Below are 17,181 nucleotides of genomic sequence, written 5' to 3'. Positions count from 1 at the left end.
CTGTAAAAGTTAGTCTTTCTTTTAAAATACCCTCTACTAATTACATATCATTCACTATTTCTTTAAACATATTTCCTCTTATTTCAAAATTAGCAAACATATCAAAACTAGCACAAGCAGGAGACAAAGTAACTACATCACCCCTACATGATACTTTCCTTGCTGAATTTACAGCTTCAACTAAAGAATTGGCCATTATGATTGGTATGTGAACATGTTTTTTAAGTTCAAGATTTTCAAAGGCTTCTTTTATTTTATATTTCGTAGCTCCCATAAGTACTAAAGTTTTAATTTTCGAATATCCCTCTTCTGCTAAGATATCAAAAGGTATTTTTTTATCATATCCACCAGCTATTAATATTACAGGTTTTTCAAAAGCTTTAAGACCCGCTAATGTCCTAGTAGGACTTGAAGCGATAGAATCATTATAATATTTTACTCCGTTTATTTCTCTTACAAATTCACATCTATGCTCTACTCCTGAAAAAGTAGTAGCAATTTCTCTCATACTTTCAATATTTACATCATCTTTTAGAGCACAAAAAGCTGCCAAAAGATTTTCTACATTGTGCATTCCTTTAAGCTTAATTTCTGATAGTTTACATACTTCATCTCCATCTATACACAAACTATCCTTATTTAAATATCCTCCTTTATTTAACTTTTCTTTAATGCTAAATTGTCTTACTTTTCCCAAAGCTTCTCCTGTCATAGAATTTGTTAACTCATTGTCTTTATTTAATACTAATAAATCTGAATTAGACTGATATTTAAATATATTCTTTTTAGCCATTATATATTCTTCCATATCTTTATGAATATCCAGATGATTAGGACTTACATTGGTTATAACTGCCACTTCAGGTGAAATATTCATAGTCATTAATTGAAAACTGGACAACTCAATTACAACTCTATCATCAGGTGTTATTTCTTCTACCTCAGAAAATAAGGGAGTACCTATATTTCCGCCTATCCAACTTTTATATCCCTGCTTTTTCAAAATATTATACATAAGCGTAGTAGTTGTGGTTTTTCCGTCACTTCCAGTTACACCATATATTTTAGCAGGACAATATCTAATAAATTCTTCCATTTCAGATGTTATATAGGCACCCTTTTCTTTAGCTTTTACAAAGGCTGGACTATCTATCCTCATGGAAGGTGTTTTAAATATTATATCAAAATCACTTAAATCATTAAGATATTTTTCACCCAATACCAAATCTACATTTTTTTCTTTTAATTCTCTAGCTACCTCTCCAATCTCATCTGGACTTTTTTTATCGAAAGCACTCACTCTAGCACCTAATTTTAATAAAAAATCAATTAAAGGTTTATTACTTATTCCTATTCCCACTACCCCTATTTTTTTACATTTTATGAATTGTTTAAAGTCATCAAAATTTCTTTTCATTTAAAAACCTCCAAAATAAGCCTATTACAATCAAATAATTCAAGGGTTCAGGTGAGTTCACTTATGAGAAATGTTTTTCTTCATCTAACCCTTACAACAACTTACCCAAACACGCAGCAGTACTCATCTCTCATTTAAAAAGATGGGAATATATCTAATTGCTGCCTTTGGATAAACCTATACCTGATTATATAATAACATAATATTTTATAAAAGCATATGATGGCAATGCAAATATTGGAAATAAAACAGATATGATTTTATGAAAAATATAATATATATCTATATTTAAGATGAAATTGTCTAGTAAAATCAAAATTATATGAAAATACTTAATTTAATGATTTTATATTTCACTATTGAAAATTATCATTCACTTGTGATATACTCTAGTTGTGTCGTAAGAAAACATTAATATAATTCCCCAAGTTTTAATTAAACATATAACATATCCCCATGATTAAACCCTAATTTACCGGACGAAAGTCCGGTAAATTTTTGCTGTAGAATACTTATTGACATGCAATTAAAATAGCTTATAGTAAATACTGATAATAAATAAAAATAGCATCATGCCAATTTCACTGTCTCTTATAAAGATAATAAAATTAACATGATACACCTATTAAAACTGTATTTTTTCTTTTATGAAGTCTTTCAATTCATCTATTTTTACTCTAAATTGTTTCATAGTATCCCTATCTCTTATAGTAACAGTATCATTATCCATAGTATCAAAATCTATAGTTATACAATATGGCGTACCAATTTCATCTTCTCTTCTATATCTTTTGCCTATACTCCCAGCATCATCATAATCCACATTAAAATCTTTCCTCAGCATATTATAAACATCCAGAGCTTTCTCCGACAATTTTTTACTTAAAGGTAAAATCGCGACTTTAAAGGGAGCTATGGCAGGATGAAAATGCATTACCGTTCTTACATCTCCTCCTTCTAGTTCTTCTTCATCATAGGCATCAACTAAAAATGCAAGTACTGCTCTGTCAGCTCCTACAGAAGGTTCTATACAATAAGGTATATACCTTTCATTAGTAACTGGATTTAAATAAGTCATGTCTTTTCCCGAACGATTTTGATGTTGAGTTAAATCATAATCAGTTCTATCTGCTATACCCCAAAGTTCTCCCCATCCAAATGGAAATAAATATTCAATATCTGAAGTGGCGTTACTATAATGAGAAAGTTCTTCCTTTTCATGGACTCTAAATCTTATATTCTCTTCTTTTATACCGAGTTTCAATAAAAATTTCCAGCAATACTCCTTCCAGTAATTATGCCATTCTAAATCAGTACCAGGTTCGCAGAAAAATTCCAATTCCATCTGTTCAAATTCCCTAGTTCTAAAAGTAAAGTTTCCTGGAGTTATTTCATTTCTAAAAGCCTTTCCTATCTGAGCTATTCCAAAAGGTATTTTTTTTCTACTTGTTCTCTGGACATTTTTAAAATTCACAAATATCCCCTGTGCTGTTTCTGGCCTTAAATATATTTCTGCTTTCGAATCCTCCGTAACTCCTTGAAAAGTCTTGAACATAAGATTAAACTGTCTGATGTCTGTAAAATTTGTTTTTCCACAATCAGGACAAACAATGTTATTATCATCTATATACTCTTTTAATTTTTCATTGTTCCAACCATCTGCACTAGCTTTTTCTACACCCTTTGAAGTCATGTGTTCTTCAACTAATTTATCAGCTCTAAATCTTGATTTACATTCTTTACAATCCATAAGTGGATCTGAAAAATTTCCTACATGACCTGAAGCAACCCAGACTTCATTATTCATAAGTATAGCACAGTCTATACCCACATTGTACTGACTTTCATGTACAAACTTTTGCCACCACGCTTTTTTTACGTTATTCTTTAATTCTACTCCAATAGGACCATAGTCCCATGTATTAGCCAATCCTCCATATATATCCGATCCTGGATATACAAATCCCCTATTCTTAGCTAAAGCTACTATCTTATCCATAGTTTTCTCAAAAGGCATAAATTATTTCTCCTTCCCGTAATCAATTTAAATTATATTTAGATTTTTAAGTATAAAAAAAGCCCGCCTTCAAGGGACGAATTTCATATCCGCGGTTCCACCCTTTTTAGCACAAGCTCATCTTTTAAATATATAACTCCAAAGTTCCTTCACAATAAAATCTCAGTTGTTCACACCATCCACAACTTCTCTTTCCACCTAGAGACTTAAATTGTTACTATCCTTTATCAAAGCAACCTATTAAATTATAGTACCTATCTGTTAATTACTACATGTAAATATAACTAAGTAAGCTTTTAACCATTACAAAAAATAAAATGGCTCCGTGGAGAGGATTCGAACCTCCAGCCCTTCGGTTAACAGCCGAATGCTCCACCATTGAGCTACCACGGAAGAACTCACATGTATTATTATATCACGCAATTTAAAAAATGCAATATTTTTTTACTAATAAATCTAAAAATTTATGGATTTTAAATTTTTATGCTATAACATCAAGTGATTCTTAAATTAAGATAAAGTTTACTTGTTAAGGAATATTTTCTACTGTTGACTTGGCTTCATAGTAGGAAATAATATGACATCTCTTATAGAATAAGAATTCGTAAGAAACATTATAATTCTATCCAGACCTATTCCAAGTCCTCCCGTAGGAGGCATACCTATTTCAAGAGCATTTATAAAATCTTCATCCATCATATAAGCTTCATCATCCCCTAATTCTCTTTCTCTTATCTGCTGCATAAATCTTTCCCTCTGCACTATAGGATCATTTAACTCTGAATATGCATTACATACCTCTCTACCAAATATAAAGCCCTCAAATCTCTCAGTATATTTATCATTTCCTCTTTTCTTTTTAGTTAAAGGTGATATTTCAACAGGATAATCCATTACAAAAGTTGGTTGAATAAATTTATGTTCACAAAATTCTTCAAACATTCCTACTAATATATCCCCTTTTGTACAATCCTTTAATTCTTTTTTAAGTTCAATATTTTTTTCAACAGCAATCTTTCTAGCTTCGTCATCACTTTCAACTTCATTAAAATCTACTTTCGTAAATTGTTTAACTGCATCTACCATAGTAATTCTATTCCAAGGAGGCTTAAAGTCTATTTCCGTATCCTGATATATAACTTTTGTAGTACCAAGCACCTTTTCACATACATATGCCAGCATATTCTCAGTTAATTCCATCATATCATTATAATCTGAAAAAGCTTCATATAATTCCATAGCTGTAAATTCAGGATTATGCCTTACATCTATTCCTTCGTTTCTAAAATTTTTACCTATCTCATATACCTTTTCAAATCCACCTACTATTAGCCTTTTTAAATATAATTCAGTTGCTATTCTTAAATACATGTCTATATCCAAAGCATTATGATGAGTTATAAATGGCTTAGCAGCTGCTCCTCCAGCTATTGATGACAGTATTGGTGTCTCTACCTCTATGTAATCTCTACCATCTAAAAATTCTCTTATAGCTCTTATTACAGCAGTCCTCTTTAAAAAGGTATCTCTAACATCCTGATTTATTATCAAATCTACATACCTTTGTCTATACCTTAAATCTGGATCCTTAAGTCCATGCCATTTCTCTGGAAGAGGTTTAAGTGATTTAGCTGCAAGTTGAAAATCCGTAATATGAATTGATACTTCTCCGGTCCTAGTCTTAAAAACCTTGCCACTTACAGATAAAATGTCTCCTATATCATAGGATTTATATTCCTTTAATTTTTCTTCTCCTACATCATTTATCTTTATATACAGTTGAATTTTACCATATCTATCATACAAATCTGAAAATCCAGCCTTTCCATGAACTCTTTTAGACATTAGTCTTCCAGCCACAGTAACATCCGTGCCATCTAAAGTTTCATAGTTATCTTTTATTTCTTTTGAAGTATGGGTTCTCTCAACCTTATATACCTCAAAGGGATCTTTATTTTGCTCTTGTAAATTTTTAAACTTTTGTATCCTCTCCCTTATCAATTGATTGAAATTCTCTTCCAGTACATGTAAATTTTTTTCCTCTTTTGCCATTGATATTACCCTCCAAATTATCTTCTTATATTAAGTATCTTGTACTTACTAACTCCATCTGGGACCTGTATTTCAATTACATCTCCAGGTTTTTTCCCCACAAGTCCTTTACCTACAGGGGATTCATTTGATATTTTATTATTAATAGGATCTGCTTCCGCAGACCCCACAATTAAGTATTCTACTTCTTCATCTAAATCATAATCCTTAACTTTTACAATTGAGCCTATACCTACTATATCTAATGGAACCTCATCTTCATCTACCATGCTGGCATTCTTAAGCATATTTTCTAGTTGTACTATTCTACCTTCTACAAATGCTTGTTCGTTTTTAGCACTATCATATTCTGAATTTTCACTTAAATCTCCAAAGGAAAGAGCTACTTTAATCTTTTCAGTGATTTCTTTTCTCTTGACTGTCTTTAAATATTCTAATTCATTTTCCAGCTTTTTTATGCCTTCATAGGTCATAACATATTTTTTTAATCCGCTCATTCTATTCTCCCCTTTTAATAATTTATAAAAATTCTCCTATACCCCATTAATGTCTTAAAATCTTTAATATATCTTGCCTTATTTACGCTAATTATCATTTAAGTAATTATAAAACAGCACTATTACAATGTCAACATTTTCAAAATTTAATTAAAATATTATAGATTTCAATATATCTATAATATTAATACATTTTTATTAAACTTTATTTTGTCTAAAAATATGCCATTATAATTTAAAGATTTTTTTACATCTCGCTCATCCATCTGTGAAAGTATAGATCCTAAAAGTTCAAATGATACTTCTTTATATTTAAATTCCCAAGGAACTTTATAGCTAATATCGTTTACTATATTATTATTACTATATGGTATATAACTATTATCTACATACCACACATATTTATTATTACTCATAGTTATTCTTCTAGATGTTATTATAAAATCTGCATTTTTAAAAGAAAATTTTATATCAGAAGTAATTATAGGTGTAACTCCATAATTTGCTATAATATATTCGCTTATATCATTTACTTTTGTGATCTTTTTAGATATAAGTATTATATATTTAGCTTCCCTAGATAAATAACATATAGTATCAAATAAAATAGGATCTGCAGCATCATAAACTGCCATACAACTACATCTTATACTCTTTTTTTTATTTCTGAGTATAATTTTAGAACTTTCCACAATACTAAAAGCCATTAACTTTTTCTGAAATTTACTATATAGAGTATAATCTAAATATCTATATACTTTAGGTGCCAATTCTATATCTTTAATTTTACACATTTTTTTAGCTCTTAAGATATTACTATTATATGAATTTATATTAATATTAGGAGGAAATTTTACATTTTTAATTTTTAATTTCAATTCTTTTATGAAAAGTTCTTCTTTTACTCTCATTTTAAATCTATCTTTTATGTTTCCCCAAAAACTATTATCATCATAAAATTTAGCCATATTGGAATCAGCATATAGGATTGATTTCACATTCTATATTCTCCTTAAATTACTATACAATACTATATTATTCCTATATCAAATTAAAAATTACAACATAAATTTGTATTGATTTAAAATTTCAAATACAATTTCACTGCGTTCTTCACAGTTAATTTTCTCTTTTATTTCCTTACTGTTTTTTAGACCTTTTATATACCACCCTATTTGTTTTCTCATTTCTCTCACAGCCTTATACTCTCCATTATAATAAATAGCCCTATTATAATGTTCTATGCACATATCTATTTTTTGCTGTGGAGTAGGATAGGTGATAGACCGAGAATTTTTATTTTCATATATCTGAGAAAATATCCATGGATTTCCCAAGCTTCCCCTTCCAATCATTATGCCATCACATTTAGTAAATTCAAAAAGTCTACTTGCATCTTCTACAGTAAATACATCTCCATTACCAATTACGGGAATTTTAATTGATTGTTTTACATCACTTATTATATCCCAATTTGCTTTGCCGTTATACATCTGAGTACTAGTTCTCCCATGAATAGTTACAGCATCTGCTCCCGATTGTTCCATAATTCTAGCAAAATTTACAGCATTTATACTCTCAGAATCAAAACCAATCCTCATTTTTACAGTTACTGGCTTTAAAGATGCCTTTTTTACTTCTTTTACTATTTCCGATGCAAGCTTTGGATTCTTCATAAGTGCAGAACCTTCTCCATTTCTTACTATCTTAGGAGCTGGACAACCCATATTTATATCTACCATACAAATATCTTTATTTTCATTAAAATAATCACAGGCTTTAGCCATTATGACCGGATCATTCCCAAATATTTGGACTGCTATGGGTGCTTCTACTGGAGATACAATTAACATACTTTCCGTAGCCTTGCTACCATAAAATAAAGCTTTGGCACTTATCATCTCAGTATAAACAAGTCCACATTTAAATTCTATACACAATTCTCTAAATGCCCTATCCGTTATACCTGCCATAGGAGCTAAAAATACATTGTTTTCAAATTCTATTTCTCCGATTTTCATTATCATACCTACTCTTTGTTCTTTTCATAGATTAATCTAAGCCCTGTTAAAGTCAATACAGAATCAATTATATCTATGGATTTTGTTCCTTCATTTATGAGTTTAGCAAGTCCTCCTGTAGCTATTACCAAAGGTTCTTCTTCTCCTAAATCCATCATTTCCATTTTCATCTTTTTAACTATATAGTCCACCTGACCAATATATCCATATACTATACCAGATTGCATACTAGAAACCGTATTCTTTCCTATAATATTTTGTGGTCTTATTATCTCTACTCTTGGAAGTTTAGCTGCCATCTCAAAAAGAGCAGAAGAAGATATTTTTATGCCTGGACATATAGCTCCTCCTAAATAATCTCCTGCAGATGTAACTGCACAAAATGTAGTAGCTGTTCCAAAGTCTATAATAATTAGGGATCTATTATAGATTTCATGGGCAGCCACAGCATTTACTATCCTGTCAGCCCCTACTTCTCTTGGATTATCATATTTCACATTTATACCCGTTTTTACTCCTGGTCCCACTATAATAGGACTAACTTGAAAATATTTTATTATCATATGTTCTAATGAATACATAATAGTAGGAACTACTGAAGATATTATAGAACCAGTTATATCTTCCGGTTTTAATTTACTTTGAAGAAATAAATCTATTACCTGAACTCCGTATTCATCTGCTGTTCTTTTAGAGTCTGTAGATAATCTCCAAACTGATATAAGCTCCCTGTCATCATAAACCCCTAAAACAATATTAGTATTTCCAACATCTAAGACTAAAATCATTAAATATAACACCACCTTTGACTTGTTTATCAATATATACATAATTAAAGAGCAGATTTTCCACTGCCCCAAAACATTAATTTCTCTCAAATTAACAATTTAATTGTATCAATAAAATTTTATTTGTCAAGATTAAATAACAAGCTATACTTTATTGTATCTTCTTCATAAAATCCTCACTATTTACTATATATCTAGTATGAGATCCTTCTCCAATCTTTCCACTTTCATCCCAGGCCTCAACATAAAAAACTAATTTTTTCCCCTTAACTTCCTTTAGAGATGCTTCGCATCTAATCTTAGCCCCAACAGAAGATGCTTTAATATGTTTTATATTTATTTCTATCCCAACAGTGGTATATCCTGTAGGTAAATGAAGATCTACACTATTTTTAGATGTATTTTCCATAAGAGCTATCATAGCTGGTGTGGCAAATACATCTAAATTACCTGATCCTAATTTCTTAGCTGTATTATTATCAGTTACATGCATTTCCATAGTAGAGGTAATGCCTTCTTTTAAATTAAATTCCATCATAATCATCTCATTTCATTTAGATTTATAACAAAACACACATGTTTATTATATCACTGTTACTTGAATTTTAAAATTATAAAAATAAAATAAAAAACTCCGTGAAATGACACAGGGTTTTTTATATAATATACAAAATTAAGTTTGAGCGAATATTTCTTCAAATTCACTTGCTTCCAATTTTTCTTTTTCTAAAAGTCTTTCTGCCACAGCCTTAAGTCTATGCATATTTTCCGAAAGAAGTTTTTCAGCCTTATCATACCCTTCATCTATTAATTTTCTTATCTCCTTATCTATTTCAAAAGCCACTTCTTCACTAAAATTTCTTCCTTTTCCTAAATCTCTTCCTAAAAACACCTCATCATGACCTGAACCAAATGCAATAGGTCCCAAATCACTCATACCATAATCCATTACCATCTTTTTAGCTATAGTAGTTGCTCTGTCAATATCATTTTTAGCTCCTGTACTTATATCGCCTATAACCAATTTTTCTGCTACTCTGCCTCCAAGAAGTCCTACAATCTCATCTTTAAGCTTAGCTTTTGATGTATAGGCGCTATCTTTTTCTGGAAGATGCATTGTATATCCTCCTGCCATTCCCCTTGGTATTATACTTATTTCATGTACAGGGTCAGAATTAGGTAACAACTTCATTACCACTGCATGACCTGCTTCATGGTAAGCTGTAAGCTTTCTATCTTCCTCATCAATCACTCTACTTCTTTTTTCAGGACCTGCTATTACTCTAGTTACCGCTTCCTCCAATTCATTCATGCCTATTAAATTCTTATTATTTCTAACTGCCAAAAGTGCAGATTCATTCATAAGATTTTCTAAATCCGCACCTGTGAACCCAGGTGTTCTCTTAGCCAGAACATCTAACTTTACTTCATCTGCTAAATGTTTGTTCCTGGAATGAACTTTAAGAATTTCTTCTCTGCCTTTAATATCAGGTGCTCCTACAAGTATTCGTCTATCAAATCTTCCTGGTCTTAAAAGTGCAGGATCTAATATATCAGGTCTATTTGTTGCAGCTATCATAATTATTCCTTCATTAGCTCCAAATCCATCCATTTCAACTAAGAGTTGATTCAATGTTTGTTCCCTTTCATCATGTCCTCCACCAAGTCCTGCTCCTCTTTGTCTTCCAACTGCATCTATCTCATCTATAAATACTATACATGGAGAATTTTTCTTCGCCTGATCGAACAAATCCCTTACCCTTGAAGCTCCTACACCAACAAACATTTCAACAAAATCCGAACCTGATATGCTAAAAAATGGCACTCCTGCTTCACCAGATATAGCTTTAGCTAAAAGTGTCTTACCAGTTCCCGGAGGCCCCACAAGTAAAACCCCCTTAGGAATTCTAGCTCCCATCTCTATATATTTTTTAGGTTGTTTCAAAAAATCCACTATTTCTGCTAATTCTTCTTTTTCTTCATCTGCCCCAGCTACATCTGCAAAAGTTACCTTCTTTTTATCTGGTGTAGCCATTTTAGCTCTACTCTTACCAAAATTCATAACATTTCGATTTCCTCCGCCGCCTTGAGATTGCTGCATAAACATAAACCAAAATGCTACAAGCATAAGTATTAAAAGAATTGTTGGCAAATACTGTACCCACATAGGTATTGTAGCGGGTTTAAGATATATTTCTTGAACTTCTCCCTCTTTAGGGTGTTCACCTATAAATTGAAATAATCTTTCAGATGGAACTACTGTTTCATATGCTGTTCCATTTTTCAAACTACCTTGAACTGTCATTTTATCTTCTCTAAGCTGAAAATTTTTAATATCATTACTTAACCAATATTTTTGGAAATCACTAAAACTAATGGCTGTTGAATTTTCATTGGTTCTTACCAACCACAATGCTGAAAGAATCACTAATATAAAAACTATAACCCAGGCCGTTGCACTTGAAAATTTTTTCATTAAAGGCCCCCCTCTCTTTCTAGTTTTATACTGTAAAATTGTATCATAAGTAAAATTCCTTTACAATAAGTTTTAATACTAATTATTTGTAAATTTCCTCTTTTAATATACCAATATAAGGAAAATTCCTGTACTTTTCTGCATAATCCAATCCATATCCCACCAAAAAATAATCTGGAACCTCAAATCCTATGTACTTGGCTTCAACTTTAACTTTTCTTCTTTCAGGTTTATTTAAAAGGCACGCTATTTCTATACTCTTAGCTTTCCTGCCTTTCAAATATTCAATCAGATAAGACAAAGTAGTACCTGAATCTATAATATCTTCTACTATCAATATATATTTATCCTCTATTTCAAAATCTAAATCTTTTAATATCCTAACAACTCCTGAACTCTTTGTAGAACTTCCATAACTTGAAACCGCCATAAAATCCATGCTACATGGAATAGTTATTTCTCTAAGCAAATCCGCCATAAAAGGAACTGAGCCTTTTAATATGCCTACAAGCATTAACTCCTTTCCTTCATAATCTTTACTTATCTTTTTCCCTATTTGTTTTACTTTTTTCCTAATTTCACTTTTGTTAATTAATATCTCCTTAATGTCGTCACTCATATCACTCATAATGTTATAGTTCCTCGCTTTCAAACTTTATAGCCAAAATATTCTTAGTGTTTTTATCTACCTTAAAAAGTTCACTTATTCTATATCCAACAATCCATCCGATGTTATCTCCAAAACATATTAGGGGAATTTTATCCCTCTTATCTTTAGATATCTTTAAATCTATAAATAAACTCTTTAATTTCTTATTTCCAATCATTCCAAGCGGTATAAATCTATCTCCCTTCCTTCTGTTCCTTAATATAATACTCCCTTTTATTTTATCATAATCAAAATACTGAATAAATCTATCTTTTTTATAATATGCATATTCTTTTAATTCAATTAAATCTATATAAATTTTAGACTTAATATCAGTAATATTGTTAAATCCCATTTGTAATACATACTGTACCTCACAATTTTTCATACATTCTTTTATATATTTTTTTATTATTATATTTCCATAATCATTTAATGCCAACAAATTGTGAGGTAACATTATTTCTTTACCTGTAGAACACTTTTGAACATTTATTATACTGAAAATGTGGATTTTTTCAATATCTTTTAAATTTCCTTCCACAACTTCCAGGGACATCCTGATTATTCTAACTAATACAGCTTTATCCTCTAGAAATGCCTCTTTAAATATTATAACCTTTTGTGCTTTTATTTCACAATATTTTTTAAATTTTTCCCGAGAAATATAATTCAAATAATCATTATCTATTTTTATTATATCAGAAAGCCTATTTAACACCGCAACTATATCTCTATTAAAATTATTTTGTATATAAGGTATAAGCTCTAATCTTATTTTATTCCTTGAATATATGGTTTCCAAATTAGTCTTATCAATTCTGGGATGAAGATTATTATTATCACAATATTTTTCAATTTCATCTCTGGTAATACGTATTAAAGGCCTTACAAAAACATTATCTCTCACAGGATTTATACCAGTTAAACCCTGTAGACCCGCTCCCCTCATAATTCTCATTAAAACAGTTTCTGCCTGATCATTAGCATTATGAGCTATAGCTATTTTCTCAGCTTTTAATTTTTTCTTTAATTCTTCAAAAAATTTATATCTTACTTCTCTTCCTGCACTTTCACAGGATATTCTTTTTTCTTTGGCAATATAATTTACATCTGTTTTTAAACTTTTAAATTCAACAGATAAACTCTCACAAAATTTTTTTACATACTCCTCGTCCTTATCCCCTTCTTCTCCCCTTAAACAATGATTTACATGAGCTGCATATAAAGTTATATCTAATCTGTTTTGCAGAACATATAACATATGTAATAAACATATGGAATCAGGCCCTCCTGACACAGCTACTATTACCTTATCACCTCTATTAAACATTTTATTTTCTTCTATAGTACTAAGTACATTTTCTATCAACAACCACACTTCCCTAACCCTATTTAATCTTTACAGCATAAGTGTATCTACTGTAAAAAATTATCATCTCATTTATTATCATAGTTAACATTCATTTAACAACCCAATTATAACATAAACATAATACTTTTTAACCTGCATTAACATAAATCTATATTTTGAACTACCTATAGAATACTTTAATAAAGAGTATACACTTTTTCCACTATTACTGTCATATCATCTTTTACCTTTCCTCCAGATAATTCTTTGGATTTATCCATAATTTTCTCACACATGTCCTTAGGCTCAGTACAATCTAACTTCCTTAAAAATTCTATCATCCATATAAAATTACCTGCTGATTCACTATTATAGTCGATTACACCATCACTGACCATTATTATAAAATCCCCATTCATTACAGATTTGTTTATTATATCTATATCGGGCTTATCTAATATACCTATAGGGAGTGTCTTTGATTTTATTACCAGAATATCTTCTCCTCTCTTTATAAAACTAGCTGTAGCTCCAACTTTCATAAAATCTATTTCTCCTTTATACAAATTTATACTGCTCAAATCTAATGTAGAAAATTTTTCATCTTCAGTAAATTTAATCCCCATAATAGAGTTAACTGTATTAATAGCAGTCATCTTATTAAAACCTGACTTTGCAAATTTCTCTATAAGTTCAACGGCAGCACTGCTCTCTTCTCCAGCCTGAGGACCAGAACCCATTCCATCACTTATAATTGTCATATAGGTACCATCTGGTAGTTTACAAAAACTATAGCTATCCCCATTATACTTTTCTCCATGTTTACATTGGCTAATCACATGAGTGACAATGTGGTACTTTGGAGTTTCTTCAAAAGTTACACTACAGCTATTCGCTGAAAAATTTATATCACAACTATCTTTACTTAAGGCCATAAGTTTCCCAGTTACATTATTAATTAAAGGTAATATTTTCTTTACACAATCTTGTTTTCCTCCGCAGACTTCCATAGATAAATTTATAACTAGATGTTCATTTTTATCCTTAAAACAAAATACATCCTTGTACTTTATATTATTTTTGTTTAAGAGCCTCCGTATATTATTTTCTACTGATGTATTAAACCTCACATCTAAGTTTAAATCCTGTACTATCTCACCTACAGTTTTTCCCATATTGCCTATTTGATATGCCAATAGCTCCCTACATTCACTTAATCTACTCTTCCACATCTCGTCTACAATATAATTATTTACAATCTCTTTAGTATTCTTTAAAAGCAAAGTTCTTCTGGTACATTTTTTTTGCAGTTCCTCTGGAATAAACTTTTTATTTTCCTGATAATTCTGTATTAATTCTAAAAATGCATTATAAGTATAAAAAGTTTCTCTCTTCCAGCACATATTATTCATATCACAATTTGAACAAACTCTGTCTGCTAAATTTTCTATAAGTGCGCTACTCTTAGTTTTCATAGTAAGCTTATTATTACTAGCCAGCCTTGAAAGAACAGAGGATATATCATTAAGTACATGAGAAAAACTATCAAGCCTATGCATAAAAATAGATTTAATTTTATCCGCATAATTCTCCTTTAAATGCTCTTGTTTCTTTTGCCAATCTAATTCTAATTCTACTTTTCTATATATACTCTGTGGTATTCCAAAATATATAATACAGCTTATAAGTACCTCTATTATTTTAAACTGGGAGCCTATATTAGAATACATCTTTAATACAGCAAATCCTATGATATAACCTGCACCACTCATCCATTTACCTGTTTCTCTAAACAAGCCTGATATAAGTCCACATAACCCATAGACTGAAACATAGGTCATCATATCATTAGATGTCACTCCTATTATTGTACCCATAGCTACACCACCTGCAGCACCCGAAGCACTTCCTTTTACATAACCTAATATAAGTATAAAAGTCAATGCTACTACATTTCTAATAGATACGCCTTGAATAGCCGTTCCCCAAGTACCCGCTATAATTAATGAAGTAGTTATAGACATGCTAATTATTTCTTCACTACTATAAAGATGTCTAGTCTTTAGTTGATTAAAACATATTATAGAATAATTAATAATAAAATATAATGGGAATATACACATAATTTCAAACATAGAATTTAAAATAGCCACCCCAGGTGAAAGATTAATTGCAAAAAATTTATAAGCAGAAAACTCTAAAAAAGTAATAACAAAAAATAAAATTAACTTTTTAACCTTAGTACTATTTTTTAATATATAATTTAGAGTTACTAATGTAACAGTCACTATACAATAAGAAGGAAGATATTTTATATTTCCATATATTGAAATATATCCGAGTAATGTACCAATTCCTGTTACTAATGCAGGTTTTCTTTTTTCACATAAAGCCATAGATATAAAAAAAGCTATGCCAAAAGGAGCCATAAGATTTACCATCATGACCCTAGATACTAAAAATCCACATAAGAAATAAAATATTAATTTTACTATATTTCTCATTTGTTCAAATTTACGCTTTTTTTCTTCTCCCTTTAACTTTTCCGTTCTTTGATAAGTAACAACCTCTACTCCATATTGCATTATTATACCACCCACCTTATAAAATTACTGTTATTAATTATACCAGTAATGAATGGAAATAAATGTCATAACATGAAATAATAGTATATTTTTTTTAGGACAATAATGTCCAAGTTTCTTATCAATTTTCACTTTGATGTAAATATATATAAAAGTTATATTTATATTTTTCATGTAAGACCCATAAAATTCAAAATATTTTAAATATATGACTCAAATACTATATAATCATAAAAAGCTTGCAAAAATTTGCAAGCTACTGGTAGCGGAAATAGGAATCGAACCTACGACACTTCGGGTATGAACCGAATGCTCTAGCCAACTGAGCTATTCCGCCCTATATACAATTTGGTTGCGGGGGAAGGACTTGAACCTACGACCTTCGGGTTATGAGCCCGACGAGCTACCAACTGCTCCACCCCGCGCTATTTTGGTGCTGAAGACCGGAATCGAACCGGTACGGGTTTTAAAGCCCGCAGGATTTTAAGTCCTGTGCGTCTGCCTGTTCCGCCACTCCAGCAAATTTAAAATGGTAGCGGAAATAGGAATTGAACCTACGACACTTCGGGTATGAACCGAATGCTCTAGCCAACTGAGCTATTCCGCCTTGTATAATTTTGGTTGCGGGGGAAGGACTTGAACCTACGACCTTCGGGTTATGAGCCCGACGAGCTACCAACTGCTCCACCCCGCGCTATCTTGGTGCTGAAGACCGGAATCGAACCGGTACGGGTTTTAAAGCCCGCAGGATTTTAAGTCCTGTGCGTCTGCCTGTTCCGCCACTCCAGCAACAAAGTCTCAATTTGACGACATAAGTTATTATATATGATAAATATTTTATTGTCAACCATTTTATGAAACTTTTTAATCTCACAAAATAATAAAGAGGCACCTCGCCTCTTTAACCTACTTTACTAATAATTAGATGATTTTTTGTACCCTTTGCCTTTTGAATCCTGATGTTTTTTAATATCTTGAAATCTCTCCTCGCTATCTTTTAAGAACTTAGATAGCCTATCTTCAAAACTACCTTGATTATTTCTGACTTTTTCTTTTTGCCAGTCTATTTCCTGAGGTCTCAAGCTTTTTTTATCCTTTTCTGCTTGTTTCATAGATAAACTTATCTTGCCATTATCATCAATAGAAATTATTTTAACTCTTATCTTATCTTTTTCTTTTAAATAATCTCTTATATTTTTAACATAGGTATCTGACACTTCAGATATGTGCACTAATCCTGTTTTACCATTAACGTCCACAAATGCTCCAAAACTGGTAATATTAATCACTGTACCTTCTAGTATGCTTCCTGCCTTTAAGGTCAT

At 30.7% G+C, this 17,181-nt stretch carries 13 protein-coding genes and 7 tRNA genes; all 20 read right to left on the bottom strand.

What is annotated here, in order from left to right; all coding sequences use genetic code 11:
* Positions 1-40: 40 nt before the first annotated feature.
* Entirely contained in the window at positions 41-1,417 is a 1,377-nt protein-coding gene (gene murD / locus CKL_RS00885; protein ID WP_011988770.1) for a UDP-N-acetylmuramoyl-L-alanine--D-glutamate ligase, read from the bottom strand.
* A gap of 625 nt (positions 1,418-2,042) precedes the next feature.
* Positions 2,043-3,434 carry a glycine--tRNA ligase gene (locus CKL_RS00880; RefSeq protein WP_011988769.1) on the bottom strand — a complete coding sequence of 464 codons (1,392 nt, stop codon included), beginning with the start codon at positions 3,432-3,434 and terminating at the stop codon, positions 2,043-2,045.
* 318 nt (positions 3,435-3,752) lie between these two features.
* Positions 3,753-3,827, bottom strand: a tRNA-Asn gene (locus CKL_RS00875).
* 150 nt (positions 3,828-3,977) lie between these two features.
* Positions 3,978-5,486 (bottom strand): lysine--tRNA ligase, encoded by a 1,509-nt coding sequence (gene lysS, locus CKL_RS00870; protein ID WP_011988768.1) that lies wholly within the window; start codon positions 5,484-5,486, stop codon positions 3,978-3,980.
* A 17-nt stretch (positions 5,487-5,503) separates the two neighbouring features.
* Complete coding sequence (greA, locus tag CKL_RS00865; protein ID WP_011988767.1) at positions 5,504-5,983, bottom strand: transcription elongation factor GreA; 480 nt, start codon at positions 5,981-5,983, stop codon at positions 5,504-5,506.
* 176 nt (positions 5,984-6,159) lie between these two features.
* Positions 6,160-6,981 (bottom strand): hypothetical protein, encoded by an 822-nt coding sequence (locus tag CKL_RS00860; protein ID WP_011988766.1) that lies wholly within the window; start codon positions 6,979-6,981, stop codon positions 6,160-6,162.
* Positions 6,982-7,041: 60 nt separating this feature from the next.
* Positions 7,042-8,004 carry a tRNA dihydrouridine synthase DusB gene (gene dusB / locus CKL_RS00855; protein ID WP_011988765.1) on the bottom strand — a complete coding sequence of 321 codons (963 nt, stop codon included), beginning with the start codon at positions 8,002-8,004 and terminating at the stop codon, positions 7,042-7,044.
* Between the two features lie 8 nt (positions 8,005-8,012).
* On the bottom strand, positions 8,013-8,792 hold the full coding sequence (locus tag CKL_RS00850) for a type III pantothenate kinase (protein WP_011988764.1): 780 nt from the start codon (positions 8,790-8,792) through the stop codon (positions 8,013-8,015).
* A 151-nt stretch (positions 8,793-8,943) separates the two neighbouring features.
* Positions 8,944-9,327 carry a thioesterase family protein gene (locus CKL_RS00845; protein WP_011988763.1) on the bottom strand — a complete coding sequence of 128 codons (384 nt, stop codon included), beginning with the start codon at positions 9,325-9,327 and terminating at the stop codon, positions 8,944-8,946.
* Positions 9,328-9,465: 138 nt separating this feature from the next.
* A complete protein-coding gene (gene ftsH, locus CKL_RS00840) occupies positions 9,466-11,268 on the bottom strand; it encodes an ATP-dependent zinc metalloprotease FtsH (protein ID WP_011988762.1) in 1,803 nt (600 codons plus the stop codon).
* Positions 11,269-11,350: 82 nt separating this feature from the next.
* A complete protein-coding gene (gene hpt / locus CKL_RS00835; protein WP_011988761.1) occupies positions 11,351-11,896 on the bottom strand; it encodes a hypoxanthine phosphoribosyltransferase in 546 nt (181 codons plus the stop codon).
* A 4-nt stretch (positions 11,897-11,900) separates the two neighbouring features.
* Positions 11,901-13,289: a tRNA lysidine(34) synthetase TilS gene (gene tilS, locus CKL_RS00830; protein WP_011988760.1), complete on the bottom strand. Its 1,389-nt coding sequence runs from the start codon at positions 13,287-13,289 to the stop codon at positions 11,901-11,903.
* 179 nt (positions 13,290-13,468) lie between these two features.
* Entirely contained in the window at positions 13,469-15,856 is a 2,388-nt protein-coding gene (gene spoIIE / locus CKL_RS00825; protein ID WP_011988759.1) for a stage II sporulation protein E, read from the bottom strand.
* Positions 15,857-16,116: 260 nt separating this feature from the next.
* Positions 16,117-16,193: transfer RNA gene (locus CKL_RS00820), tRNA-Met, on the bottom strand.
* A gap of 12 nt (positions 16,194-16,205) precedes the next feature.
* Positions 16,206-16,281, bottom strand: a tRNA-Met gene (locus CKL_RS00815).
* Positions 16,282-16,287: 6 nt separating this feature from the next.
* Positions 16,288-16,376, bottom strand: a tRNA-Leu gene (locus CKL_RS00810).
* 10 nt (positions 16,377-16,386) lie between these two features.
* A tRNA-Met gene (locus CKL_RS00805) sits at positions 16,387-16,463 on the bottom strand.
* Between the two features lie 11 nt (positions 16,464-16,474).
* Positions 16,475-16,550 (bottom strand) — tRNA-Met (locus tag CKL_RS00800).
* Between the two features lie 6 nt (positions 16,551-16,556).
* Positions 16,557-16,645: transfer RNA gene (locus tag CKL_RS00795), tRNA-Leu, on the bottom strand.
* 125 nt (positions 16,646-16,770) lie between these two features.
* Positions 16,771-17,181, bottom strand: a complete 411-nt coding sequence (locus tag CKL_RS00790) for a S1 domain-containing RNA-binding protein (RefSeq protein ID WP_011988758.1) — start codon at positions 17,179-17,181, stop codon at positions 16,771-16,773.

The sequence above is a fragment of the Clostridium kluyveri DSM 555 genome, assembly GCF_000016505.1.
GTDB lineage: Bacteria > Bacillota > Clostridia > Clostridiales > Clostridiaceae > Clostridium_B > Clostridium_B kluyveri.
Note: the sequence above shows the minus strand (reverse complement) of the source record. Positions and strands in the feature narration are given on the sequence as shown.